Genomic DNA, 24,015 nt, shown 5'->3' with positions numbered 1-24,015 from the left:
TTCCCATGTCGTTCTGGACACGCCACCAAGTCTTCGAAAAGAACTCGATCATCCTGGTCGTCGGCATTCTGCTGGTGATCGCGATCGGCGGTCTCGTCGAGATCACGCCGCTGTTCTACCTCAAGAGCACGATCGAGGTGGTCGACGGCGTCAGGCCCTACACGCCGCTGGAGCTCGCCGGCCGCAACGTCTACGTCCGCGAGGGCTGCTATCTCTGCCATTCGCAGATGATCCGGCCTCTGCGCGACGAGGTCGAGCGCTACGGCCACTTCTCGCTAGCCGCCGAGAGCATGTTCGACCATCCGTTCCAGTGGGGCTCGAAGCGTACCGGGCCTGACCTTGCTCGCGTCGGCGCCAAATATTCCGACGACTGGCACGTGACCCATCTGACCAACCCGCGTGCCATCGTGCCGCAGTCGGTGATGCCGGGCTATCCCTTCCTGGCTCAAACGGAGGTCAACACGGACACGATTGCCGACCACATGCGTACGCTGCGGACCGTCGGCGTGCCCTATACCGACGACCAGATCGCCAACGCGGCCGCCGACATGAAGGCCCAGGCCGATCCGGACAATGCCGGCGGCGATGCCTTCACCAAGCGCTACGCCAAGGCCGTCGTGCGCAATTTCGACGGCAAGACCGGAACGCCGACCGAGATGGACGCGCTGATCGCGTACCTGCAGATGCTCGGCACGCTGGTCGACTTCAAGCTCTACAACGAGAAAGCCAATCTTCGCTGAGAAGGCATCACCGATGAAAGCCATCCTGACACTCGACAATCTCGCGTCCGGTCTCGTGACCACGATCTGGACGCCAGTCTTCGTCGCGATCTTTCTCGCGATCATCGCCTACGCGTTTTGGCCTCGCAACAAGGCTGTGTTCGACGAAGCGGCCAGCCTGCCGCTGCGGGAGGAGTGAGAGATCATGACCGACCATAGTGAAATCGATTCCGTCACCGGCAGGGCCACGACCGGGCATGAGTGGGACGGCATCAAGGAGCTCAACACGCCGCTGCCGCGCTGGTGGGTGATCTGCTTCTACCTGACCATCGTTTGGGCGGTCGCCTATTGGGTCGTCTATCCGGCCTGGCCGCTGATATCGAGCAACACGACGGGCCTGTTCGGCTACTCGTCGCGCGCCGACGTCGCGGTCGAGCTTGCCAATCTCGAGAAGATCCGGGGTGACAAGATGGCGGCACTCGGCACTGCCTCGCTCGCCGACATCGAGAAGGACCCGGCCTTGCTGGCGCTCGCTCGCGCCAAGGGCAAGACCGTGTTCGGCGACAATTGCGCGCCGTGCCATGGCTCCGGCGCTGCCGGCGCCAAGGGCTTCCCGAACCTGAACGACGACGACTGGCTGTGGGGCGGCACGCTCGACCAGATCATGCAGACCATCCAGTTCGGCGCACGCTCCGGCCACGCCAAGACGCATGAGGGCCAGATGCTGGCCTTCGGCAAGGACGGCGTGCTGAAGCCAGAAGAGATCGTCACGGTCGCCAATTACGTGCGCTCGCTGTCCGGCCTCTCGACCAGGAAGGGTTATGACGCCGCCAAGGGTGAGAAGATCTTCGTCGACAATTGCGTCGCCTGCCATGGCGATGGCGGCAAGGGCAACCAGGAACTCGGCGCGCCCAATCTGACCGACAAGATCTGGCTCTACGGCTCCGACGAGGCGGTCCTGATCGAGACCATCGGCAATGGCCGCGCCGGCGTCATGCCGGCCTGGGAAGGGCGGCTCGATCCCGCCACCATCAAGGCGATGGCAGTCTACGTCCACTCGCTGGGCGGTGGAAAATAGCCTCATGGCGACAAGCGGGGGCGAACAAAAATGCCCCCGCTTGAGCTGGATCAACTGACCCAGCGGCGTCGGGTCTAGGTTTAATCGCACCTCTTCGAGAGTCCCGAGCGATGAACAAGACCGTAAACCCGAAAGACCTCACACCGGTTGATGACAACGGGCCGCTCTATGCAGCCCGCAAGAAGGTTTATCCCCAGAGCGTCTCCGGCACCTTTCGCCGGATCAAATGGGGCCTGATGGCGTTCTGCCTCGGCGTCTACTACTTCCTGCCCTTCGTGCGCTGGAACCGCGGCCTCGGCGCCCCCAGCCAGGCGGTGCTGATCGATCTCCCCAACAGCCGCTTCTACTTCTTCTTCATCGAGCTGTGGCCGCAGGAGGTCTACTACTTCACCGGCCTCTTGATCGTTGCCGCGGTGGCGCTGTTCCTGATGAACTCGGTCGGCGGCCGCATCTGGTGCGGCTATCTCTGCCCGCAGACGGTCTGGACCGACCTGTTCTACGCGGTCGAGCGCCTCGTCGAGGGCGACCGCCGCGAGCGGATGCGGAAGGATAAATCGGCCGGTACGCTGACGATCAAGCGCGCCTCCGAGATCGGGCTCAAGCACGCGATCTGGCTCATGATCGCCTGGTGGACCGGTGGCGCCTGGGTGCTCTATTTCAACGACGCCCCGACGCTGGTGAAAGAGCTCCTGACCTTCCAGGCGCCGATGATCGCCTATAGCTGGATCGGCATCCTGACGGCCACGACCTACGTGCTGGCCGGTTACATGCGCGAGCAGGTCTGCACCTATATGTGCCCGTGGCCGCGCATCCAGGCTGCGCTCACCGACGAATGGGCGCTCAACGTCACCTATCGCTACGACCGCGGCGAGAAGCGCACCTCGGTCAAGAAGGCCGCGGAGCTGCGCGCGCTCGGCGAGCAGGTCGGCGATTGTGTCGACTGCTACCAATGCGTCGCGGTCTGCCCGACCGGCATCGATATCCGCAACGGACCGCAGCTCGAATGCATCCAGTGCGGGCTCTGCATCGACGCCTGCGACAACGTGATGACCAAGATCGGTCGGCCGAAGCGGCTGATCGGCTATGACAACGACATCAACATCCATCGCCGCCAGGAAGGCAAGCCGCCGGTCTACCGCATCGTCCGGGCCCGCACGGTGGTCTACAGCGCGATCATTGCCGCGGTCGGCGGCATCATGATCTATACGCTCGCGACCCGTAGCCTGCTCGACGTCAACGTGCTGCACGACCGCAACCCGGTCGCGGTCAAGCTCAGCGACGGCTCGATCCGAAATGCCTATACGGTGCGGCTGTTGAACAAGAGCGGCTACGATCGCGTCATCGCGATCGACGCCGATGGCCCGGTCAATTCCACGATTCACGTCGTCGGCGTCGATTCGGTAACGCCCGACAGGCCGATGATTGTGGTCCCGCGCGACTCCACCAGTGAGCTGCGCCTGCTCGTCACCGCGCCGGCCGACAACAATCCGGAGAAGTCGATCCCGGTGCACTTCCACGTCACCGATATCGGGCTTGGCGAGGTCGCCTCCACCACCGACAATTTCGTCGCGCCGTAAGTTCAGGAGATCGCCATGGCCACCAAGCCGCTGACCGGAACCAAGGTGTTCCTGATGCTGGTCGCCTTCTTCGGGGTAGTGATCGGCGTCAACGTCACCATGATGAAGCTCGCGATCGCGACGCTGCCCGGCACCGACGTCGACAGCCCCTATGCCGCGGGTCTCGCCTATGACCGCGAGATCTCGGCGGCGCAGGACCAGGCCGCGCGCAAATGGAAAGTCAATGCGCATATCGAGCGGCGCGCCGATGGCAATGCCGTGCTGCAGGTCGAGGCGCGCGATGCGGCGGGTCAGCCGGTGAGCGGCTTGAAATTCGGTGGGCGCCTGGAGCGGCCGACCGACAAGCGCGCCGACCTTGCGGTCGAGCTCGCGGAAGCCGGCGTCGGCATTTATCGCGGCAACGCGGCCTCGGTTGCGCCGGGCCAGTGGGATCTCGTCATCGAGGGTGACGCCAAGGGTGAGCGCGTGTTCCTGTCGCGCAATCGCGTGATCCTGAACTGAGGTCTTCCCATGCAGGTGACACGCGATTTCTCTCACTACGTCCGCGCCGCGGGCGCAGGCATTCAGCATATCGATCTGGCGGTCGAGGGCGTTCATTGCGCCGGCTGCATGGCCAAGATCGAGCGCGGTCTGCAGGCCATCCCGGATGTCACGATGGCACGGGTGAACCTCACCGACCGGCGCGTCGCGCTGGAATGGAAACAGGGCACGCTCGATCCCGCCCGTTTCATCGATCGGCTCGAAGAGCTCGGCTACAAGGCCTATCCTTACGAAACCGAAAGCGCGGAAGCGACCGAGGTCGCCGAATCGCGCTTCCTGCTGCGTTGCCTCGGTGTCGCCGCGTTTGCCACCATGAACGTGATGATGCTGTCGATCCCGGTATGGTCGGGCAACGTCTCGGACATGCTGCCGGAGCAGCGCGACTTCTTCCACTGGCTGTCGGCGCTGATCGCGCTGCCGGCGGCGGCCTATGCCGGCCAGCCGTTCTTCCGTTCGGCCTGGCGTGCGCTGTCGAACAAGACCACCAACATGGACGTGCCGATTTCGATCGGCGTGTGTCTTGCACTCGGCATGTCCGTGGTCGAGACCGTCAACCATGCCGAGCACGCCTACTTCGACGCGGCGATCATGCTGCTCACGTTCCTGCTGGTCGGTCGCTTCCTCGACCAGAACATGCGGCGGCGAACCCGCGCGGTCGCCGGCAATCTCGCGGCGTTGAAGGCGGAGACCGCGGCGAAGTTCGTCGGGCCTGATGAAATCTCGCAGGTGCCGGTCGTTGCGATCCATCCCGGCGACATCGTGCTGCTGCGACCGGGCGAGCGCTGCGCCGTCGACGGCACCGTGATCGAGGGGCGCTCCGAGATCGACCAGAGCCTGATCACCGGCGAGACGCTCTATGTCATGGCCGAGCACGGCACGCCGGTCTATGCCGGCTCGATGAATATCTCCGGGACGTTGCGGGTGCGGGTCTCGGCCGCGTCGGAAGCAACGCTGCTCGCCGAGATCACGCGCCTGCTCGACAATGCCCTGCAGGCTCGCTCGCGCTACATGCGGCTCGCCGACCGCGCTTCGCGGCTCTATGCGCCGGTGGTGCATGCGACCGCGCTGATCACGATCCTTGGCTGGGTCATCGCGGGAGCGAACTGGCACGATGCGATCGTCACCGGCGTTGCGGTCCTCATCATCACCTGTCCCTGCGCGCTCGGCCTTGCCATTCCGACCGTGCAGACGGTGGCCTCGGGTGCGATGTTCAAGGCAGGCGTGCTGCTCAATTCCGGCGATGCCATCGAGCGGCTTGCCGAAGCCGACCACGTCATCTTCGACAAGACCGGCACGCTGACGCTGCCGGATCTCGACGTGACGAATGCGGCCGATATTCCTGCGGACGTCTTCGATCTCGCCGGCCGCCTCGCGCTGTCGAGCCATCATCCGGTCGCCGCTGCTGTCGCGCAGGCCGCCGGTGCAAAATCGCCGATCGTCGGTGCAGTCGAGGAGGCCGGGCAGGGCGTTCGTGCTGTGGTGGATGGTGTCGAGATCCGCCTTGGTCGGCCGTCCTTCTGCGGTGCCGAAGCTTTGGTCGGCGGCGTCACGCTCGATCCCGAAGCGTCCGTCGTGGCGTTCAGCAAGGGGGCCGACAGGTTCATTCTCTCCGTGCGTCAGGGCCTGCGTCCGGATGCGCAGGCCGTGATCGCAGCGCTGAAGGACCGCAACATTGGCATCGAAATTCTCTCCGGCGACCGCGAGCCCGCCGTGATCGCGGCGGCTCATGCGCTGGGCGTTGCCGAATGGCGCGCGGGCGTCACGCCGGCCGACAAGATCGCGCGGATCGAGGAATTGAAGCGGCGCGGCGCGAAAGTGCTGATGGTCGGCGACGGCATGAACGACGCGCCCTCGCTGGCGGCTGCCCATGTCTCGATGTCGCCGATCTCGGCCGCGCATCTCAGCCAGGCCACCGCCGATCTCGTCTTTCTCGGCCGGCCGCTGGCCCCTGTCGTTGCGGCCATCGATTCCGCGCGCAAGGCGCTGCATCTGATGCGGCAAAATCTCTGGCTCGCGATCGGCTATAATGTGCTGGCCGTGCCGGTGGCGATCAGCGGCGTCGTGACGCCCCTGATTGCGGCGGCTGCCATGAGCGGGTCCTCGATCCTGGTGATGCTGAACTCGCTGCGCGCCCGCAGCGCCTCGCGGGAGTTCGTGTGATGGAGATCCTGGTCTTCCTTGTGCCGCTGGCGCTGATGCTCGGAGGCGCCGGCCTCGTCGCCTTCCTCTGGTCGCTGCGCAGCGGCCAGTACGACGATCTCGACGGCGCCGCCTGGCGCGCCATTGCCGACGACGATCCGCCGCCGCAGGAAGTGCCGGCGAAGCGCTAGCGTTTCAAGGCGAAGGTGAAGAGGGCCGCTGCCGCGAGCGCCACGCCGACACCCGCCACGCACGCGTGCCAGCCGAAGGCGTCGAACAGACGTCCGAGCACGGCCGTGCCGATCAGTCCGCCACCGAAATAACACGCCAGATAGGTGCCGCTGGCAACGCCGCGGTTGTCGGCCGCAGTCTGCCCGACGAAGCCGGTGGCTGCGGCCTGCGCGAAGAATGTGCCAACACCGACCAGAACCATTCCAATCAGCACTTCGCCGAGACGCGCAGAAAGCATCAGCGGCAAGCCGACGCCGGCGACCGCGAGCGCTGCCCATATCGTCACGCGTGTTCCCAGGCGCGATGCGGCCCGGCCAGCCAGCAACGTCGTGACGACCGACGGCAGGAAGACGAAGTAGACCAGGCCGAGGTCCATCATGCCGAGCGACAGCGGCGGCCGGACCAGGACGAAATTGACGAAGGTGAAGGTGCCGATGAAGGCGAACAGGATGCAGAAGCCGATGCCGAAAGCGGCGCGCAATCGCGGATCGCGCCAATGTGCGATCATGGCGGCAAACGGAGCGCCCACCGGCGTGGTCGGTGATACGGGCTGGACGCGTTTGATGGTGAAGTAGACCAGCGCGGCGCCGGCGAGATTGAGGCTTGCGAAGAAATAGAAGTTCCATTGCAATCCGAGGCCATCGGCGACCGCCGCCGAGATCAGCCGGCCGAGCAGATTGCTGGCGACGTTTCCGGTTATGTAGGCGGCAAACGCAGTACCGGCGTCCATGGCGCTGCATTGCTCGCCGAGATGGGCCAGCGTCAGTGCGAAGGCAGACGCCATGCAGAGACCCTGGGCGATGCGCAGAGCGGTGAAGACTGCAAGGTTTGGCGCGACCGCCAGCAGGCTGGTCGGGATCGCGAGAAGCGCCAGGCTGAGGAGGATTCCGGTGCGGCGATCGATATGCGGACTGAGAAAGCCGACGACGAGGCCTGCGATGGCCATGCCGAAGGTGCTGGCATTGACGGCAAAGCCCATCGCCGCGGGCGTGACACCGTAGTGCCGCGTCAGCGAGGGTAGGATCGCCTGCGTCGCGAAGAGGTCGACGACGGTCAGGAAAGCAGTCAGGCCGATGACAAGCGAACGGAGCGCAACTCGCTTGGTGTGCGTATCCGTGATGATCACGTCGGTCCCGGCATGCGCGGAAAGGTCGGCCATGATGCAGCTCCTCCTGTGGTGGGTGCGGCGCCCGGCAGGCTGGAAGGCTTGGGGAGTACCGGGTGCCGCATCCGGTAACGGGTGCGCTGGGGCAGGTGCACGCGTTACATGTTGTGGTCTTGCGGGTCCCTGCGAACGTCGCCGACATAGAGAATGACCGTCTCCTTGCCGCGGTTCTTCCACCAGTGCGAGGTGCCTGATACCTCGGGCCGGATGTCGCCGGCCTTGTGCACGATCGGATCGGCGCAGTTGGAGGCGTATTCGACGATCTCGCCCTGCTGCACGAAGATCAAGGCGGGGCGATCGTCGTGGCTGTGCCAGGGCACGATGCCGCCGGGCTCGATGGTCAGCTTGCGGAAGCGCAGCTCGCGGCCCTCGATATGCGCTGGCTGCTTGCCGAGATCGATGGCGCCGAGCGTGACGTCGGTGACGCCGACGGCCTTGGCGTCGACCATCTGTTGCGCGTTCGGCTTGATCTTGTCGGCCGGGCATTCGCCGGCGAATACCGGCTGCGCCGAGAGTGCCAATGCACCGACGATGGCAAGGCCCGGAAAGATCAGACGCGGTAAGATGTGGCTCTTGGACATGGGAGGTCTCCTGTGCTGGCCGGAACCTTGCTGGTTGCCGGCTATGGCAGGAGCTTCGTCGAGACTGCGTCGAAGCTGAAATGCCGGCTTGCTCTCGATGCGATAGCCTCGTGCTATCTTGATGCGCGGCGGCTATCGAACCGATTGGGCATCGGCATTTCCGCTTCGGGAGCTTCCGGGGTCCGATGGTCGCCAAGCCGCCCCTTGCGGGCAGCCGAACCGGGAAACTAATATTCGCCTCAAGAGTGCCGGAGCGGAAGATGACGTCTCTCTCACCAGCCGACGCCGAACGTCTCAGGTCTGCCTTCCAGCGCTGCCGCGATATGGACGGCACACTGAACGAACAGCTGCGCGCCTATGCCGATGCCAGCCGCAAGGTCTTCCCGGCCTATGGCGAGGCGGTCGATCGCCTCGTGGCGAGATTGGGTGGGAATGGCGGCGGCGAGAGCGCGCCGAGTCCGGGGGATGCGATGCCGCCGTTCATGCTGCCGGATGACAGCGGACGTCTGGTCGCGCTGGCCGCGCTGCTGGAGCGCGGCCCGGTCGCGGTGATGTTCTTCCGTGGTCATTGGTGTCCCTATTGCAGGCTCAATGTCCGCGCGGTGGTCCAGGCGCTTGACCGCATCGAAGCCATGGGCGCGCAGATCGTCGCAATCGTGCCGGAGACCCAGGAGTACACCCGGCAGCTCAAGGCCGATTCGGGTGCGCCATTTCCGATCCTGACGGATCTCGACAATGGTTACGCGCTGTCGTTGAACCTCGCGATCTGGCTCGGCGCCGAGATCAAGAACCTGCTGTCCTATCAGGACATGGCGAAATTTCACGGCAATGACGGCTGGATGCTGCCGATTCCGGCCGTGTTCGTGGTCGGCCGCGACGGCATCGTCAAAGCCCGCTTCGTCGATCCTGATTTTCGCAAGCGCATGGAGATCGACGATCTGCTCGAGGCGCTCGCGGGCGCGAGCGGAAGGCGCTGAAGCCCGCGTCGTCCCGGTGCAGCGAACCTAACCGGCGATCGCCCGCCAGTCGGCACCGCGCAGCATCCGCATCACCGCATTGGCCACCGCCGTGCGTTGCCGGCCGGCCACCCCGTAAAGGCTGACGGTGCGGCGGGCGTCGAGCCCTGCGACCGCAGCGCGCGTCAACTTCTCCGGCACGGGGGAGGAGTGGGGGACCATGGCGACGCCGATATCGGCTTCGACGAGTTCGATCAGATCGTGCTCGCTTGAGACCTCATGGCCATGCTCGACGTCGATGCCGTGCTCCCGCAGGCTCGTGGAGATTCGGCTGGAATGCTCGCAAAATGTCCGGCTTAGCAGTTGCTCCGCCTGCAGATCGTCCAGCTCGATGGAGCTGCGGCCGGCCAGGCGATGTCCCTCGTTGACCACGAGCTCGAAGCTCTCCGTGAACAGCGGCCAGACATCGAGCCGCTCCCAGGATTCGTCGATTTCGGCCGCGATGCCGAGTTCGGCCTCGCCCTCTTTCAGGAATTCGGCGACGTCGCGGCTGGAGCCGCGCAGGAAGCGAAATTCCAGCCGATTGAACTGCCGCTTGATCTGGTTCAGGTGGGGAATGAGCAGCGAAAGATCGATCGAATGCGTCAGCGCGATGCGCAGCGCGCCGATCTCTCCGCTCTTGAACGAGGAGGCGAGCGAGCGTGCGCCGGCAGCGGCATCGTAGCACTGCTTCAGCAGCGGATGCATGCGCTGGCCGAGCTCGGTCAGTTGTGCCGCGGGCCGCTCGCGGCGAAACAGGTCGCCACCGAGCTCGGCCTCGAGCTGCTTGATGGCGCGCGTCAGCGAAGGCTGCGTCACGTTGCACTCCTCGGCGGCGCGGGTGAAATTCAACAGCTGCGCCACCGCGAGGAAATAGCGCACTTGATGCATTTCCATGGATCGGCTCCCCAGCAAGATCGGCCCGAAACCTAGCCGATCGCGACGGGAAATGACATCCCGCCTACGATAGCGCGGACGTATGGACTCGGAAGCCAACCGGCATTTCCGCCAGGTGCGATGATCCCGCACATTTCGGCCCAGCGATGGCGCGTGCGTTGCGCCGGTCGTGGCCCAGAAGAGGTTTGGATCATGAATATTCCCATCACGTCGCAGACGCCGGCTTCGTCAAGGGTGTTGACCGGCAAGGTGGCGCTGGTTACCGGATCGACCAGCGGGATCGGCCTTGGCATTGCGCGGGCGCTGGCCGCCGCGGGCGCCGACATCGTGCTCAACGGCCTGGGTGTCGCCAGCGAGATCAGCCGGACGCGCGAGCAAATCACCGCCGAGTTCGGTGTCAAGGCGAGCTATTCGCCGGCGGACATGACCCGGCCGGAATCGATCGCCGAGATGATCGCGGCGACGGGGGCGCAATTTGGTCGACTCGACATTCTCGTCAACAACGCCGGCATCCAGCATGTCGCACCGCTCGAGCAGTTTCCGGTCGAAAAATGGGACCAGATCCTGGCGATCAACCTGTCGTCGGCTTTCCACACGACACGGCTCGCGCTGCCCGCGATGCGCCAGAACGGCTTTGGCCGGATCATGAACGTCGCATCTGCGCACGGCCTCGTCGGCTCGCCGTTCAAGGCGGCCTATGTCGCAGCCAAGCATGGTATCGTCGGCCTGACCAAGGTGACGGCGCTGGAGACTGCGGAGGAAGGCATTACCTGCAATGCCATCTGCCCGGGTTACGTCTATACGCCGCTGGTCGAGGCGCAGATCGATGGGCAGGCCCAGGCACACGGTATCTCGCGTGATCAGGTCGTCCGCGACGTGCTGCTCGCGCAGCAGCCCAACAAACGCTTCGCCACGGTCGAGCAGCTTGGCGCCCTCACGGTGTTCCTGGCGACCGACGCAGCCGCCTCGATCACCGGCATTGCGCTTCCGGTCGATGGCGGCTGGACTGCGCATTGACATGAAGCGGGATCGCTCGGTCCGGAGTAACAAGTCGCGGCCAACGGCGAATATTCGACCAGTGCAGGCTCATCAGGAGCGAACCATGAACGGCACACAGGATAAAACACAGGGCAAGGGCCTACCGGGCCAGGTCGTGCTGGTACTCCAGGGCGGCGGCGCGCTCGGCTCGTATCAGGCCGGGGTCTACCAGGCGCTGCACGAGGCCGGGATCGAGCCGGATTGGATCATCGGCACCTCGATCGGTGCGATCAATGCGAGCCTCATCGCAGGCAATGAGCCTGGACAGCGGCTGGCGCGACTGAAGGAATTCTGGAAACGGATGGAGCAGAATCCGGTCTGGAATCTGCGCAGCGTGTTTCCCGGGTTCAACGAAAAGCTGGCCTATTGGTCGACAGTGACCAGTGGCATCCCCGGCTTCTTCCGCCCCAATCCGCTGGCGCATGCGGGCGATTCTTACCCGCTGGGGGCCGACCACGCCGGCTTCTATTCGACCGCTCCGCTGGAGAAAACGTTGCGCGAGCTCGTCGATTTCGGCCTCGTCAATCGCTGCGCACCACGGCTGACGGTCGGCGCGGCTCATGTCCGCAGCAGCCAGATGCGCTATTTCGACAGCCGTGACGGCGAGCTGACGGTGAAACACATCATGGCCTCGGGCGCGCTTCCACCGGCGTTTCCGGCAGTGCGCATCGACGGTGAGCTCTATTGGGACGGTGGCATCCTGTCGAACACGCCAACCGAGGCGGTCTTCGACGACAATCCGCGCAGGAATTCGCTGATCTTCGCGGTGCATCTGTGGAATCCCGTCGGTGCCGAGCCGACCACGATGGCGGAGGTGCTGAACCGTCACAAGGACGTGCAGTACTCCAGCCGCATCGCGAGCCACATTGCCCGCCAGCAGCAGGCCCATCGTCTCCGCCACGTCATCAACCAGCTCGCCGGGCATCTGCCCGAAAGCGAGCGCGGCGATCCTGCGGTGAAGGAGTTGATCAGCTACGGCTGCCCGACCCGGATGCATGTGGTGCGGCTGCTCGCACCCCAGCTCGACCACGAGAGCCACACCAAGGACATCGACTTCAGCCCGTCCGGCATCATGCAGCGCTGGGATGCGGGCTATGCCCACACGAGATCGGTGCTCGAGCGAAAGCCGTGGATCGGCGAATTCGATCCGTTGTCGGGCGTGGTGCTGCACGAGCATCTGGACGAGATGCCGCTGGCCGCGGAATAGCGTCGAGAGCCGCCGTCCGCTTCATCGAATTGCCACAGGCTTTGCGGATCGTCGGCCTTAGTCCGACCTCGGGAGGGCCTGCACGTGGTGTCCGGCAACGATCTGGAATTGGCTCTCGATCAGGTCCGCGCCCGCGCGGCGGGACCGGTTGCAGGCGTGTTCGGTCCTGACACGGTGACGTGGCGGATCGATCGGGAGGCCGTCATCTTCCTCGGCGCCGGCCGCGCGCTGCTGCTTCAACTTGCCCACCCCTGGGTCGCCGCCGCCATCGCCGAGCACTCCAAGACCTTTGCCGATCCGATCGGGCGCTTCCACCGCACCTTCGACATCGTCTTTGCCATGGTGTTCGGTTCGCTCGACCGGGCGTTCTTGTCATCCCGGCAATTGCACCGGCGCCATGGCATGATCGTCGGTGAGATGCCGGAGACGGTCGGCCCGTTTGCGGCGGGCTCGCGCTACTGCGCCAACGACATTCCGTCGCTGCGCTGGGTTCATGCGACGCTGGTCGAGACTGCGCTGATGGCGCATGATTTGGTTCTGCCGCCACTCTCGGTGGAGGAGCGCGAGCGGTACTGGACAGAAAGCCGGATGTTCGGCGCGCTGTTCGGATTGACGGCGGATGATCTGCCGGCCGACTGGTCGGGCTTTGCGGCCTACACTGCAGCGATGGTGCAGTCGGACAATCTGACCGTCAGCTCGGCGGCGCGCGAGATCGCCGCGCAGATATTTGATGGTGCGCGTCCTTGGCTGCGGCCGCCGCGATGGTACCGGGCGCTGACCGCGAACCTGCTGCCGGAGCGTCTGCGCGTAGGGTTCGGGTTTGACCTCGATGCGCGCGACGAGAGATCTGCCGACAACGCGGTGCGATGGATCAAGCGCCTCTATCCGAAATTGCCCGACCGGCTGCGCTATGTCGGCCCGTATCAGGAAGCATTGGCCCGGCTCCGCGGCGAGCCGCAACCGGACTGGATGACCCGCTGCCTCAACCGCGCGTGGATCGGCCGGTCGCAAATGGACGCGCGCGGGAAGGGGTGAGGGGCTCTCTGCTCTGCTCTGCTCTTAGTCCGTCATCCTGTGGTGCGAGTGGTGCGGTGCAGGGCATCGCGCCGGGAGCCTCGAAGGACGCACGGCCCCGCTGCTGCAGCCGGGCCGTCGCCCTTCGAGGGCCGCTGAAGGAGCGGCCACCTCAGAGGTGACGGGAGATAGAGGTGTCGTACGCCTCAGCCTCACACAGCCGCCAGCTTCCTGTACAGCTTGCTGTAGCTACTCGCCGAGATGCTCCAGGAGAACGACCTGCCCATCGCGCTGCGGCGCATGGCGTCGAGCTGGTCCTGGGCCATGAAGGCGGAGAAGGCGCGGCGCACGCCACCGAGGAAGGACTCGTGCGAGGGTCTTGGGAACAGGAAGCCGGTCTCGCCGTCGGTGATGGTTTCGGCCAGGCCGCCGGTCTGGTGACCGATCGGCAGCGAGCCGAAGCGTTGCGCGTACATCTGGCTCAGCCCGCATGGCTCGAAGCGCGACGGCATCAAGGTGAAATCGCTGCCGGCGAAGATGCGCCGTGCCTGGGCGTCGTTGAAGCCGATGGTGACGCCGATGGCGTCGGGGCGGCGGCGATGCGCGTCGATCAGCGCCTGCTCGAGCGCCGGCTCGCCGGAGCCGGTGACCACGATCTGCCCGCCGGCATCGACGATCTCGTCGGCCGCCGACAGCACGAGGTCGATGCCCTTCTGGTGCACGAGCCGTGCGACGATCGCGAACATCGGCCCGCGCGAGACGGCAAGCCCGAACTGCTTGCGCACGTAATCTGCATTGGCCTTTTTGCCGACCCAGTCGCCGGCGCCGAATTGTTGCGCGAGCTGGGCGCAGGAGCGCGGGTCCCAGCTCTCGTCGATGCCATTGAGGATGCCGGTGAGTTCGGACGCCTCGGAGCGGACGCGCAGCAGGCCTTCGAGGCCGCAGCCGAATTCCTCCGTCGTGATCTCGCGCGCATAGGTGCCGCTGACGGTGGTGAGGTGCGAGGCATAGACAAGCCCGGCCTTGAGGAAGGAGAGCTGGTCGTAGAACTCGACGCCGTCGATGTGGAAGGAGCTTTCGGGGACGCCGATCCGCCGCAGCGACTCCTTCGGGAAGAGACCCTGATAGGCGAGGTTATGGATGGTCAGGATCGACGGCAGCTTGGCGCCGCGCCAGGCGAGATAGGCCGGTACGAGCGAGGCCTGCCAGTCATTGGCATGGATCAGATCTGCTGCCCAATTCTTGTCCAGCTTGCCCATGGCCAGCTCAGCGGCAGCCGACGCAAAGCGCGCGAAGCGGATGTCGTTGTCCGGCCAGTCGTGGCCGGACTCGTCGCCATAGGGGTTGCCGGGGCGGTCGTAGAGTTGTGAGCACAACAGCACATAGACCGGCAGACCGTCCTTGGTGGCGGCCCGGCCGAGCGAGCAGGCCGGCATCTCCGCAAATGCCGGGCAGCGTCCAACGATCTGAATATGCGTGAGTTGCTCGATGATGTCGCGATAGCCGGGCAGCATGATCCGGATATCGGCGAAGGGGCGGAGGGCTCTGGGGAGGGCAGCAGAAACGGCACCGAGTCCGCCGACGCGGACGAAGTCGTCCATCTCTGTCGTGACGAATAAGACCCTCAAGAAGATCGCCCTCTTCCGATCCCGATTGCTGCTATGCAAGATCGGGTCCAGTTGCCCCTGGAAATCTCGAGCCGCCCACGCGATGTACCGGTTCGGTAAAGACTTTCCTACTCAGCCGCCGCCCTCTAGGGTCGGCGCACCAACATGAGGGAACAACGATAGTTCCTAATTGACTCGCGGACTCGGCAGGGGCGCAGCACGCATGCAACTAGCAGATAAGCATGAGGGGACGACGACAAAGGCCTTTGCAGGCCTCAGGGTCCTGGATTTCTCGACCACCATCGCCGGCCCCCATTGCGCACGAATGCTGGCCGACATGGGCGCCGAGGTCATCAAGATCGAGACCGACGGCGGTGAGACGATGCGAACGCGGCCGCCGCTGCGCAAGGGCTGCAGCACCGTATTCGGCCAGCTCAATGTCGGCAAGAAGAGTGTGGTGCTCGACCTCAAGTCGGAGGACGGACGGGAGGCGGTTCGGCGGCTGGCCGCCACATCAGACATTTTGGTCGAGAATTTTCGCCCCGGCGTGATGCGTCGGCTCCGGCTCGATTACGACAGCCTCCGCCCGGTCAATCCCAGGCTGATCTACTGCTCGATTTCCGGCTATGGCCAGAGCGGCCCTTCGGCCGAGCTGCCGGCCTACGCGCCGGTGATCCACGCGGCCTCCGGCTACGACATGGCGCATCTCGCCTACCAGCCTGGCCGCAACAGGCCGGACTATTGCGGCATCTATCATGCCGACGTCGTGACCGGCACCTACGGCTTTGGCGCGATTGCCTCGGCGCTCTATCAGCGCACCGTGACCGGGCAGGGCCAGCATATCGATGTCTCCATGCTGGAGTCGATGCTGAGCCTGACGGTGGTCGAATTGCAGAGCTCGCAATTCGCAGTGAAGCCGCCGCCGCGTCCGATGTTCGGACCGACCGAGACCGCCAACGGCTATGTCATGATCACGGTCGCCAGTGAGAAGACGTTCCAATGCTTGATGGGCGTAATCGGCCGCCCCGAATGGATCACCGACGCACGCTTCTCCAGCTATGCTCCGCGCCGCGAGAACTGGGCCGACATGATGGATGGCGTCGAGGCCTGGTCGCGGCAGCTCTCGACCGACGCATGCCTCGTCGCGCTTGGCGCGGCCGGCGTGCCTGCTTCGGCCTATCGCACCGTGTCCGAGGCGCTGGCCGATCCGCAACTCGCGCATCGCCAGGCTTTGTCATCGGTGGAGGACGGAGGCGGTTCCTTCCAGGTGCTCAATCTGCCGTTCCGGATGACCGGCGCCGACACCACGCCGGGCGCGACCATGGCCGTGCTCGGCGAGCACACGCGTGCTTTGCGCGAGGAGGTCGGCCTCGGTGAGGCCGCGTCAATTCCGTCAGGCAAAACACAAGCGACGAACTGAGCGCGTTGCGCTGCAAGAGTGCGGCATCGAACCCCGTGTGTTCCTCTTGCCGTGGCGCGCATTTGCCGCCAAGCTTGCCCGAGTCATTCAACGATCCGAAACATCGGACGAGGATCCCGGGAGGAACCATGACGAACATTGCTGCCGCGGCGTGCAAGCGCGCGCCGATTTTCCTTGTTGCGGCATTTGCGCTCCTCCCGTTGGTCGAGCCTGCGCAGGCGCAAAAGTCCGGCGGCAGCATTACCGTCGGCCAGGAGCTGGATATTCCGGGCTTCGATCCGCTCAAAGTCGGCGTCTACGACTCCTCCGGCTACACCGCTGCCGCTGCGATCTTCGACACGCTGGTCACGCTGGACGACAAAGGAGATGCCGCGCCGAAGCTCGCGGAATCCTGGACGCATTCCGACGACTACAAGAGCTGGACCTTCAAGCTGCGCAAGGGCGTGAAATTTCACGACGGCACGCCGTTCAATGCGCAGGCCTTCAAGGAGAACTTTGACCGGCAGAAGGACCCCGCCAACAAGTGCCGCTGCGCCTTCTACATCACCAACGTCAAGGAGGTGCTGGCGCCGGACGAATACACAATCGTCTATAATCTCACCGACCCTTCCGTGAATCTGCCTGCGACGATGAGCATCCAGAGTACCAACAACGCCGTGCATTCGCCGACGGCCTGGAAGACCAAGGGCGACGATTACAATCGCAATCCCGTCGGCACCGGTCCCTACATCCTGAAATCCTGGACCGCCGGCGATCGCATGGTGCTGGAGAAGAACCCGGATTACTGGGACAAGGGCCGTCCCTATCTCGACCGCATCGTCCTGAAGCCGCTGCCCGACGCGCAGTCGCGATTCGCTTCGCTGCAATCGGGCGAAGTCGACATCATCTGGGACGACGAGAACGATGCCGACAACATCCTGAAGGCGCAGAAGGACTCCAAGCTCACCGTGCACACCTACAAGGGCTCGGGTGCGCAGGTCTATGCCTTCAACACCAAGGTAGCGCCGTTCGACGACGTTCGCGTGCGCCAGGCACTGGTGATGTCGATCGACCGTCCAAAGATGTCGCAGGCGATCAGCAATGGCCTCAGCCGGCCCGCGACCAATCCTTACGGCGACGGCTCCTGGGTGAAGTGCAAGGACGACGGCGCCCTGCCTTACGACCTCGAGAAGGCGAAGGCACTGATCAAGGACTACGGCAAGCCGGTCGAGTTCAAGATGCTGGCGACCGCGACGCCGCGCGGCCGCATGATCGGGCAGGTGCTCCAACAGTTCTGGAAGCGCGCCGGCGCGAATATGGAGATCGACCAGGTCGACCAGGCGACGATTCCCTCGCGCGCCTTCTCGCGTCAGTTCCAGCTGACGCCGTGGCGCATTGTCGATCTCGCCGATCCCGATCCGCAGATGTATGCGAATTTCCGCACCGGCAGCCCGGTCGCGCTCGCCGGCTTCTCCGATCCGGAGCTCGACAAGCTGCTCGATCATGCGCGTGTCACTGCCGATGTCGGCCAGCGCACCGAGGATTATTGCGCGATCAGCCGCCTGATCAACAAGGAGGCGATCTGGTTCTGGACCTTCCAGAACACCTACTACGCGCTGTCGAGCGCCAAGCTGAAGGGCTTTCCGAAAATCTACAACGGTGTGATCGACGTTTCGAACACCTGGCTGGAATGACCGCGCGATGCTGAACTTCGTCGCGCGGCGGCTGCTCGGCATGCTGCCGGTGCTGCTTGCGGTCTCGCTGCTCACCTTCCTGATCGCCTCGCTGCTGCCGGGCGATCTCGCTTTCGTTATCCTTGGCGATCAGGCGACGCCTGAGAATGTCGCGGCGCTCAGCCATGATATGGGGCTCGATCAGCCGCTGTGGTGGCGTTACCTGAGCTGGCTCGGCCACGTCCTGCAGGGCGATCTCGGTCGCTCGTTCCGCACCGGGCAGACCGTGCTGCAGGCGGTCTCCGAGCGCATCCCGGTCTCGCTTGAGCTGATGCTGATGGCGGAGTTCATCGGGCTCCTGATCGGCGTGCCGCTCGCGATCGCCTGCGCCGCGCGCGCCGGTGGTGCGTTCGACCGCTTCATGACCGGCAGCGCCTTTGCAATGCTGTCGATGCCGTCCTTCCTGCTGGCGATCCTGCTGATCTACCTGTTCGCGGTCGAGTTGCATTGGCTGCCGGCGACCGGCTATGTGCCGTTTACCGAGGAGCCGCTCGCGAACTTACGCTTCTTCGTGCTGCCGGCGCTGACACTAGCGCTGGCGGAGTGGCCGGGCATCATGCGGGTGCTGCGCTCCGACATGATCGCGACGTTGCAGGAAGATTACATCGCGCTGGCCAAGGCGAAGGGCCTGAAGCCCTCGCGCATCCTGTTCGTGCATGCGCTCAAGCCCTCGTCGCTGACGCTGGTGACGGTCACAGGCATCAATATCGGCCGTCTGCTCGGCGGCACGCTGATCGTGGAATCGATCTTTGCGCTGCCCGGCATCGGCCGGCTGCTGGTCGGCGCGATCTACACCCGCGACCTCGTCATTCTCCAGGGCGTGGTGCTGCTGGTCGCCTGCGGCTTCGTCATCGTGAACTTCATCGTCGACATGCTCTACGCCGTGCTCGATCCGAGGATCCGCCATGGCCACGCTTGAACTCTCGATGCAAGAGGACGTGCCGGCATCGGTCGGGCGCAAGCGCAAGCTCGGGCTGTTGTTCTGGGTCGCAAGCATCTGGCTCGCTGTCATCCTTGCGCTTGCGATCCTGGCGCCTTTACTGCCGCTGCAGAACCCGACCGATATGGACATGCTGGAGCGCCGCGCTGCGTTCTCGAGCGAGCACTGGCTCGGCACCGACGGCCTCGGCCGCGACGAGCTTGCCCGGCTGATTTTCGGCGCACGGGTTTCGCTCACCGTCGGGCTGATTGCTCCGATGATCGGCCTTGGCATCGGCGGTGCGCTGGGCCTGCTCGCCGGCTATTTCCGTGGCCGGTGCGAGACGCTGATGGTCGGCAGCATGGACGTGCTGCTGGCCTTTCCGCCGCTGATCTTCGCGCTCGCGGTGACCGCCTATCTCGGCCAGTCCATACCCAATCTCACCATCATCCTCGGCGTGCTCGGCATTCCCGCCTTCATGCGGGTGGCGCGCGCGGCAACGCTGACCCTGGCGCGGCGCGAATTCGTCATTGCGGCCGAAGCCCTTGGCGCCAGCCATGCGCGCATCCTGCTGCGTGAGCTGTTGCCGAACGTGATCCTGCCGCTGCTGGCCTTCTTCCTGCTCGGTGTCGCCGTCACCATCGTGGTCGAGGGCGCGCTGTCGTTCCTGGGGCTCGGCGTGCCGCCGCCGATGGCGAGCTGGGGCAGCATGATCGGCGAGGGGCGCGACAGCCTCGACGTCGCGCCGCGGCTGGCCTTCCTGCCGGCCGCCGGGTTGTTCCTGACCGTGCTGGCCTTCAACCTTGTCGGCGACACCATGCGGGCGCTGACCGACCCGCGTCAGGGGGCGCTGTGAGCACTCAGCTCCTGACCATCGAGGACGTCGCGGTGGAGCTGCCGACCCCGCGTGGAAACATGCGCGCCGTCGATCATGTCGACCTGTCGCTGGGGGCGGGCCGCACGCTCGGCATCGTCGGCGAGTCCGGTTGCGGCAAGACCATGCTGTCGCGGGCGATCCTTCAACTGCTGCCGAAGAAGGCGAAGCTGTCGGGACGCGTCATGTTCGACGGTCAGGATCTGGTCCGGCTCGCGCCCGAAAGCCTGCGGCGCCTGCGCGCGCGCGATCTCGCGGTCGTGTTCCAGGACCCGATGACCTCGCTCAATCCGGTGCTCACCATCGGCACCCAATTGATGGAGACGATCCAGGAGCATCTCGAGCTCGATGCCCCGGCGGCGCGGAAGCGCAGCATCGAGCTGCTCGCGGCCGTCGGCATTCCGGCGCCGGAGCAGCGGCTGGCGCAATATCCGCATCAATGTTCCGGCGGTATGCGGCAGCGCATCGCGATTGCGATCGCGCTCTCCTGCGAACCGAAGCTCCTGATCGCGGACGAGCCGACGACGGCGCTAGACGTCACCATCCAGGCGCAGATCCTCGATCTGCTGGCGCGCGAGCAGCGCCGCCGCCACATGGCGATGATCATCATCACCCATGATCTCGGTGTGGTCGCCGGTCGTGCCGACGAGGTCGCGGTGATGTATGCGGGCAGGGTGGTGGAGCGTGCGCCGACGCAGGCGTTGTTCAAGCGCATGCATATGCCCTACACCGAGGCGCTGCTCGCGGCGATCCCGAAGCTGGAGACGGCGCCGCATACGCCGCTGCCTGCGATCTCCGGCCGTCCGCCCGATCCGACGCGGCCGCTGAGAGGCTGCTCCTTCGCGCCGCGCTGCCGCTATGCTGCGGGCGGCTGTCGTGAAGCCAAGCCCGAGTTGAAGAGCGCAGAGATGCCTGATCATCTCTATGCCTGCTTCCATCCGATCCAGATGGCGGAAGGGATCGGCGCATGATGCAGTTGGTCGTGCGCGATGAGCCGCTCCTGCACGTCGATAATCTCGTCGTCGAATATGGTCTCGGCAACAAGACCGTGCACGCTGTTTCCGGCGTCAGCCTTCATGTCGCACGCGGCGAGACCCTCGGGCTGGTCGGCGAGTCCGGCTGCGGCAAGTCGACACTGGGGCGCGCGGTGCTGCAATTGCGCCGCGCCAAAAGTGGCCGCGTGCTGTTCGACGGCGAGGACCTCACCGCGATGGAGGGTGAGGCGTTGCGAAGAATGCGCCGTCGCGTGCAGCTGATCTTCCAGGACCCGATCGCCTCGCTCAATCCGCGCCGCCGCATCGGCGATATCGTGGCCGAGCCGTTGATCATCGCCGGGGTCAAGGATGGCACCGAACGCAAGCGTAGGGTTCACGAGGTGCTCGCTGCGGTTGGGCTCGATCCGGATCTCGTGGCGGGTCGTCTGCCGCATGAATTCTCCGGCGGCCAGTGCCAGCGCATCTCGATCGCGCGATCGCTTGTGCTCAATCCCGAATTCATCGTCTGCGACGAGCCGGTCTCGGCGCTCGACGTCTCCATCCGCGCGCAGATCCTCAATCTGCTGGAAGAGATGAAGGCGCGCTTCGGCCTGACGCTGCTGTTCATTGCGCATGACCTCGCCGTGGTCAAAGCGGTCAGCGATCGCGTCGCGGTGATGTATCTTGGCCGGCTCTGTGAGGTCGGACCGTCGGAGCAATTGTTTGCAAAGCCCGCGCATCCCTATACTGGGCTGCTGTTGCAGGCGATCCCGGTACCCGATCCGGATGTGCGTCCCGCCGAAAGCGCGGCGACCGGCGAGCCGCCATCGCCGATTGCGCCGCCATCCGGCTGCCGCTTCCGCACCCGTTGCCCGCGGGCGGACCAGCGATGCAGCGCGGAGATGCCGGAGTTGCGTGAGGTGGCAATCGGCCAGTTCGCGGCTTGCCATCATCCGCTGGCCTAACTAAGACGGCTCCCAGATTTGTCTCGCTCGACCGCCCGTGGCATGGTGCGTGACGATAAGAGTATGCCGGGAGGATTCCGATGAAGAGTTTCAAGGTCGCCGATTTCAAGGCGCCGTTGCAGGAGTTCGACGAGGCCACGCCGCAACCGTCGGGCACGCAGGTGCTGATCAAGGTCAAGGCCGCCGGCGTCTGCCACAGCGATCTCCATATCTGGGAAGGCGGCTATGATCTCGGCCACGGCCGCAAGCCGCTATCGCTGAAGGACCGCGGCATCAATCTGCCGCTGACCATGGGCCACGAGACCGTCGGTGAAGTCCTGGCCTTCGGTCCCGACGTGAAGCCGACCGACCAGGGCGACCTCAAGCTCGGCGATGTCGGTCTCGTCTATCCCTGGATCGGCTGCGGCAAATGCGCCACCTGCCTCGCCGGTGACGAGAACATGTGCCTGACGCCGCGCTCGCTCGGCGTTTACTGCGACGGCGGCTATTCCGACCACATGCTGGTGCCGCATCCGCGCTATCTGCTCAATCTGAAAGGGCTCGATCCTGCGTCGGCCGCACCTTATGCCTGCTCGGGCGTCACCACCTACAGCGCGCTGAAGAAGGTTGAGCAGCACTTTGATACGCCGATCGTGATGTTCGGCGCCGGCGGGCTCGGCCTGATGGCGCTGTCGCTGCTCAAAGCCATGGGCGGCAAGGGCGCGATCATGGTCGATATCGATGCCAGGAAGCGCGAGGCGGCGGAAAAGGCCGGCGCGCTCGCCACTGTCGATCCCAAGGCGCCGGACGCGCTGGAGCAACTCGCGAAGAAAGCGGGCGGTCCGATCCGCGCCGTGATCGATCTCGTCGGCAATGCCGCGACGACGCAACTCGGCTTTGACTGTCTCACCAAGGGCGGCAAGCTCGTCATCGTCGGCCTGTTCGGCGGCGGCGCGACCTGGGCGTTGCCGCTGATTCCCATCAAGGCCGTGACGATCCAGGGCAGCTATGTCGGAAACTTGCGCGAGACGCAGGAATTGCTCGATCTCGTGCGCGCCAAGAACGTGGCTCCGATCCCGGTGACGAAGGCGCCACTCGACAAGGCCAACGATGCGCTGCTGCAATTGCAGCAGGGCGCCGTGGTCGGGCGCACGGTGCTGACGCCGTAGTCTCTTCCGTCATTCCGGGGCGGCCCGCAGGACCGAACCCGGAATCTCGAGATCCTCAGGTGCGCAATTGCGCACCATAGTTCGGCTCTTCGAGCCGCCTCGGAATGACGCCTTCCTCTCAGGAACCCCCAAATGTCCGCAAACAACGCCTTCCACATTGCCGTGCTCGCCGGTGACGGCATCGGTCCCGAAGTCATGGCGCCGGCGCTCGAGGTGCTGCGCAAGATCGAGACGAAGTCGGACTTGCGCTTCCGCTTCACCGAGGCGCCGGCGGGCGCCAACAATTATCTGGCCACCGGCAAGTCGATGCCGGATTCCACCATCAAGCTGTGCGAGGAGGCGGATGCGATCCTGCTCGGGGCCTGCGGCCTGCCCTCGGTGCGCTACCCCGACAACACCGAGATCGCGCCACAGATCGAGCTGCGCTTCATCTTCGACCTCTATGCCGGCGTGCGCCCGGCGCGGCTCATTCCGGGCGTGCCGAGCCCGATCGTCGGCGCCGACAAGCGCGGCATCGATCTCGTCGTGATCCGCGAATCCACAGAAGGCCTGTTCGCTTCGATGGGTAAGGGCGTCGTCACCCACGAGGACGCGCGCGAAACCATGGTGATCACGCGCAAGACCTCCGAGCGCCTGTTCGATTTCTCGTTCCGCCTCGCCGAGCGGCGCAAGGCGCGCGGCAAGCCGGGATCGCTCGCCTGCGTCGACAAGGCGAACGTCTTCAAGGCGTTTGCGTTCTTCCGCGGCATCTTCGACGAGATCGCCAAGAAGCATCCCGGGGTGAAGACCGATCGCCTCTATGTCGACGCCTGCTCGGCGATGCTGGTCAAGCGTCCCTGGGATTTCGACGTGATGGTGATGGAGAACATGTTCGGCGACATCGTGTCCGACATCACCGCGAGCCTGATCGGTGGCCTCGGCATGGCGCCGTCGGCCGACATCGGCGACAAATATGCGGTGTTCCAGCCGTGCCACGGCACCGCGCCCGATATCATGGGGCAGGGCAAGGCCAATCCGACCGGCATGATCCTGTCGGCGGCGATGATGCTGGACTGGCTCGCCGACAAGCACGGACTGGAGAGCGCCACCGAAGCGGGCGAGCAGATCGAGCGCGCGGTCGACCAGGTCTATGCCAACGGCCTCAAGCCGATGGAGTTCGGCGGCAGCAACGGTACGGCCGATATTACCAAAGCGGTGCTCGCCGTGCTGTAGATG

At 65.0% G+C, this 24,015-nt stretch carries 23 protein-coding genes; 19 read left to right on the top strand and 4 right to left on the bottom strand.

Annotation, left to right across the window (positions count from 1 at the left end):
- The first annotated feature begins 5 nt into the window (after positions 1-5).
- From ccoO to ccoS, 7 genes are all read left to right on the top strand, one after another.
- The gene (ccoO, locus tag ACWAT4_RS29205; protein WP_212297863.1) at positions 6-740 is read left to right on the top strand and encodes a cytochrome-c oxidase, cbb3-type subunit II; all 735 of its coding nucleotides are present in this window, start codon (positions 6-8) and stop codon (positions 738-740) included.
- Positions 741-753: 13 nt separating this feature from the next.
- Complete coding sequence (locus ACWAT4_RS29200) at positions 754-918, top strand: cbb3-type cytochrome oxidase subunit 3 (RefSeq protein ID WP_212297864.1); 165 nt, start codon at positions 754-756, stop codon at positions 916-918.
- Between the two features lie 6 nt (positions 919-924).
- Positions 925-1,797 (top strand): cytochrome-c oxidase, cbb3-type subunit III, encoded by an 873-nt coding sequence (gene ccoP / locus ACWAT4_RS29195; protein WP_212424872.1) that lies wholly within the window; start codon positions 925-927, stop codon positions 1,795-1,797.
- A gap of 110 nt (positions 1,798-1,907) precedes the next feature.
- Positions 1,908-3,374, top strand: coding sequence for a cytochrome c oxidase accessory protein CcoG (ccoG, locus tag ACWAT4_RS29190; protein WP_212424873.1), 1,467 nt, complete (start codon positions 1,908-1,910; stop codon positions 3,372-3,374).
- Between the two features lie 15 nt (positions 3,375-3,389).
- Positions 3,390-3,875, top strand: coding sequence for a FixH family protein (locus tag ACWAT4_RS29185; protein ID WP_212424874.1), 486 nt, complete (start codon positions 3,390-3,392; stop codon positions 3,873-3,875).
- Between the two features lie 9 nt (positions 3,876-3,884).
- Entirely contained in the window at positions 3,885-6,074 is a 2,190-nt protein-coding gene (locus tag ACWAT4_RS29180; RefSeq protein ID WP_449728688.1) for a cation-translocating P-type ATPase, read from the top strand.
- Entirely contained in the window at positions 6,074-6,244 is a 171-nt protein-coding gene (gene ccoS, locus ACWAT4_RS29175; protein ID WP_212297869.1) for a cbb3-type cytochrome oxidase assembly protein CcoS, read from the top strand. Before ACWAT4_RS29180 ends, ccoS begins: the two co-directional genes overlap by 1 nt.
- Here the strand turns inward: ccoS and ACWAT4_RS29170 are convergent.
- Both ACWAT4_RS29170 and ACWAT4_RS29165 read right to left on the bottom strand, forming a co-directional pair.
- Positions 6,241-7,443, bottom strand: coding sequence for an MFS transporter (locus tag ACWAT4_RS29170; RefSeq protein WP_212424876.1), 1,203 nt, complete (start codon positions 7,441-7,443; stop codon positions 6,241-6,243). The two genes, ccoS and ACWAT4_RS29170, sit on opposite strands and share 4 nt — an antisense overlap.
- Positions 7,444-7,547: 104 nt before the next feature.
- The gene (locus tag ACWAT4_RS29165; protein ID WP_212424877.1) at positions 7,548-8,030 is read right to left on the bottom strand and encodes a cupin domain-containing protein; all 483 of its coding nucleotides are present in this window, start codon (positions 8,028-8,030) and stop codon (positions 7,548-7,550) included.
- 260 nt (positions 8,031-8,290) lie between these two features.
- Here ACWAT4_RS29165 and ACWAT4_RS29160 point away from each other — a divergent pair, with 260 nt between their 5' ends.
- Positions 8,291-9,007, top strand: coding sequence for a peroxiredoxin-like family protein (locus ACWAT4_RS29160; RefSeq protein WP_212297872.1), 717 nt, complete (start codon positions 8,291-8,293; stop codon positions 9,005-9,007).
- Between the two features lie 27 nt (positions 9,008-9,034).
- Here the strand turns inward: ACWAT4_RS29160 and ACWAT4_RS29155 are convergent, their stop codons facing one another.
- A complete protein-coding gene (locus ACWAT4_RS29155) occupies positions 9,035-9,922 on the bottom strand; it encodes a LysR family transcriptional regulator (protein ID WP_212297873.1) in 888 nt (295 codons plus the stop codon).
- Between the two features lie 192 nt (positions 9,923-10,114).
- On the opposite strand from ACWAT4_RS29155, the gene ACWAT4_RS29150 reads away from it, so the two are divergent.
- The 3 genes from ACWAT4_RS29150 to ACWAT4_RS29140 all read left to right on the top strand — a co-directional run bounded on the left by ACWAT4_RS29150 (position 10,115) and on the right by ACWAT4_RS29140 (position 13,202).
- Positions 10,115-10,939, top strand: a complete 825-nt coding sequence (locus ACWAT4_RS29150; RefSeq protein ID WP_212297874.1) for a 3-hydroxybutyrate dehydrogenase — start codon at positions 10,115-10,117, stop codon at positions 10,937-10,939.
- Positions 10,940-11,024: 85 nt separating this feature from the next.
- The gene (locus tag ACWAT4_RS29145) at positions 11,025-12,167 is read left to right on the top strand and encodes a patatin-like phospholipase family protein (RefSeq protein ID WP_212297875.1); all 1,143 of its coding nucleotides are present in this window, start codon (positions 11,025-11,027) and stop codon (positions 12,165-12,167) included.
- Between the two features lie 84 nt (positions 12,168-12,251).
- Positions 12,252-13,202, top strand: a complete 951-nt coding sequence (locus ACWAT4_RS29140) for an oxygenase MpaB family protein (protein ID WP_449728687.1) — start codon at positions 12,252-12,254, stop codon at positions 13,200-13,202.
- Positions 13,203-13,393: 191 nt separating this feature from the next.
- Here the strand turns inward: ACWAT4_RS29140 and glgA are convergent, their stop codons facing one another.
- Positions 13,394-14,809 (bottom strand): glycogen synthase GlgA, encoded by a 1,416-nt coding sequence (gene glgA, locus ACWAT4_RS29135; RefSeq protein ID WP_449728686.1) that lies wholly within the window; start codon positions 14,807-14,809, stop codon positions 13,394-13,396.
- A gap of 202 nt (positions 14,810-15,011) precedes the next feature.
- On the opposite strand from glgA, the gene ACWAT4_RS29130 reads away from it, so the two are divergent.
- The 8 genes from ACWAT4_RS29130 to ACWAT4_RS29095 all read left to right on the top strand — a co-directional run bounded on the left by ACWAT4_RS29130 (position 15,012) and on the right by ACWAT4_RS29095 (position 24,012).
- Positions 15,012-16,208 carry a CaiB/BaiF CoA transferase family protein gene (locus tag ACWAT4_RS29130; protein WP_449728685.1) on the top strand — a complete coding sequence of 399 codons (1,197 nt, stop codon included), beginning with the start codon at positions 15,012-15,014 and terminating at the stop codon, positions 16,206-16,208.
- A gap of 128 nt (positions 16,209-16,336) precedes the next feature.
- Positions 16,337-17,881: an ABC transporter substrate-binding protein gene (locus tag ACWAT4_RS29125; protein ID WP_449728684.1), complete on the top strand. Its 1,545-nt coding sequence runs from the start codon at positions 16,337-16,339 to the stop codon at positions 17,879-17,881.
- Between the two features lie 7 nt (positions 17,882-17,888).
- Complete coding sequence (locus tag ACWAT4_RS29120; protein ID WP_212297880.1) at positions 17,889-18,839, top strand: ABC transporter permease; 951 nt, start codon at positions 17,889-17,891, stop codon at positions 18,837-18,839.
- On the top strand, positions 18,826-19,695 hold the full coding sequence (locus tag ACWAT4_RS29115; protein WP_449728683.1) for an ABC transporter permease: 870 nt from the start codon (positions 18,826-18,828) through the stop codon (positions 19,693-19,695). Before ACWAT4_RS29120 ends, ACWAT4_RS29115 begins: the two co-directional genes overlap by 14 nt.
- Positions 19,692-20,684, top strand: coding sequence for an ABC transporter ATP-binding protein (locus tag ACWAT4_RS29110; RefSeq protein ID WP_449728682.1), 993 nt, complete (start codon positions 19,692-19,694; stop codon positions 20,682-20,684). Before ACWAT4_RS29115 ends, ACWAT4_RS29110 begins: the two co-directional genes overlap by 4 nt.
- Complete coding sequence (locus ACWAT4_RS29105) at positions 20,681-21,652, top strand: ABC transporter ATP-binding protein (protein WP_449728681.1); 972 nt, start codon at positions 20,681-20,683, stop codon at positions 21,650-21,652. Before ACWAT4_RS29110 ends, ACWAT4_RS29105 begins: the two co-directional genes overlap by 4 nt.
- 80 nt (positions 21,653-21,732) lie before the next feature.
- Positions 21,733-22,800, top strand: coding sequence for an alcohol dehydrogenase (locus ACWAT4_RS29100; protein ID WP_212297884.1), 1,068 nt, complete (start codon positions 21,733-21,735; stop codon positions 22,798-22,800).
- 132 nt (positions 22,801-22,932) lie between these two features.
- Entirely contained in the window at positions 22,933-24,012 is a 1,080-nt protein-coding gene (locus ACWAT4_RS29095) for an isocitrate/isopropylmalate dehydrogenase family protein (protein WP_449728680.1), read from the top strand.
- Positions 24,013-24,015 lie beyond the last annotated feature (3 nt).

Source organism: Bradyrhizobium sp. T-1 (assembly GCF_053592855.1).
Note: the sequence above shows the minus strand (reverse complement) of the source record. Positions and strands in the feature narration are given on the sequence as shown.

What these genes read in the sequence shown, in the direction of transcription:
- ACWAT4_RS29180 (WP_449728688.1), top strand. Translation starts at nt 3,885, where the DNA reads ATGCAGGTGACACGCGATTTCTCTCACTACGTCCGCGCCGCGGGCGCA.
- ACWAT4_RS29200 (WP_212297864.1), top strand. Translation starts at nt 754, where the DNA reads ATGAAAGCCATCCTGACACTCGACAATCTCGCGTCCGGTCTCGTGACC.
- ccoP (WP_212424872.1), top strand. Translation starts at nt 925, where the DNA reads ATGACCGACCATAGTGAAATCGATTCCGTCACCGGCAGGGCCACGACC.
- ccoS (WP_212297869.1), top strand. Translation starts at nt 6,074, where the DNA reads ATGGAGATCCTGGTCTTCCTTGTGCCGCTGGCGCTGATGCTCGGAGGC.
- ACWAT4_RS29115 (WP_449728683.1), top strand. Translation starts at nt 18,826, where the DNA reads ATGGCCACGCTTGAACTCTCGATGCAAGAGGACGTGCCGGCATCGGTC.
- ccoO (WP_212297863.1), top strand. Translation starts at nt 6, where the DNA reads ATGTCGTTCTGGACACGCCACCAAGTCTTCGAAAAGAACTCGATCATC.
- ACWAT4_RS29125 (WP_449728684.1), top strand. Translation starts at nt 16,337, where the DNA reads ATGACGAACATTGCTGCCGCGGCGTGCAAGCGCGCGCCGATTTTCCTT.
- ACWAT4_RS29185 (WP_212424874.1), top strand. Translation starts at nt 3,390, where the DNA reads ATGGCCACCAAGCCGCTGACCGGAACCAAGGTGTTCCTGATGCTGGTC.
- ACWAT4_RS29165 (WP_212424877.1), bottom strand. Translation starts at nt 8,030, where the DNA reads ATGTCCAAGAGCCACATCTTACCGCGTCTGATCTTTCCGGGCCTTGCC.
- ACWAT4_RS29095 (WP_449728680.1), top strand. Translation starts at nt 22,933, where the DNA reads ATGTCCGCAAACAACGCCTTCCACATTGCCGTGCTCGCCGGTGACGGC.
- ACWAT4_RS29130 (WP_449728685.1), top strand. Translation starts at nt 15,012, where the DNA reads ATGCAACTAGCAGATAAGCATGAGGGGACGACGACAAAGGCCTTTGCA.
- ACWAT4_RS29155 (WP_212297873.1), bottom strand. Translation starts at nt 9,922, where the DNA reads ATGGAAATGCATCAAGTGCGCTATTTCCTCGCGGTGGCGCAGCTGTTG.
- ACWAT4_RS29105 (WP_449728681.1), top strand. Translation starts at nt 20,681, where the DNA reads ATGATGCAGTTGGTCGTGCGCGATGAGCCGCTCCTGCACGTCGATAAT.
- ACWAT4_RS29120 (WP_212297880.1), top strand. Translation starts at nt 17,889, where the DNA reads ATGCTGAACTTCGTCGCGCGGCGGCTGCTCGGCATGCTGCCGGTGCTG.
- ACWAT4_RS29150 (WP_212297874.1), top strand. Translation starts at nt 10,115, where the DNA reads ATGAATATTCCCATCACGTCGCAGACGCCGGCTTCGTCAAGGGTGTTG.
- ACWAT4_RS29170 (WP_212424876.1), bottom strand. Translation starts at nt 7,443, where the DNA reads ATGGCCGACCTTTCCGCGCATGCCGGGACCGACGTGATCATCACGGAT.
- ACWAT4_RS29145 (WP_212297875.1), top strand. Translation starts at nt 11,025, where the DNA reads ATGAACGGCACACAGGATAAAACACAGGGCAAGGGCCTACCGGGCCAG.
- ACWAT4_RS29100 (WP_212297884.1), top strand. Translation starts at nt 21,733, where the DNA reads ATGAAGAGTTTCAAGGTCGCCGATTTCAAGGCGCCGTTGCAGGAGTTC.
- ccoG (WP_212424873.1), top strand. Translation starts at nt 1,908, where the DNA reads ATGAACAAGACCGTAAACCCGAAAGACCTCACACCGGTTGATGACAAC.
- ACWAT4_RS29160 (WP_212297872.1), top strand. Translation starts at nt 8,291, where the DNA reads ATGACGTCTCTCTCACCAGCCGACGCCGAACGTCTCAGGTCTGCCTTC.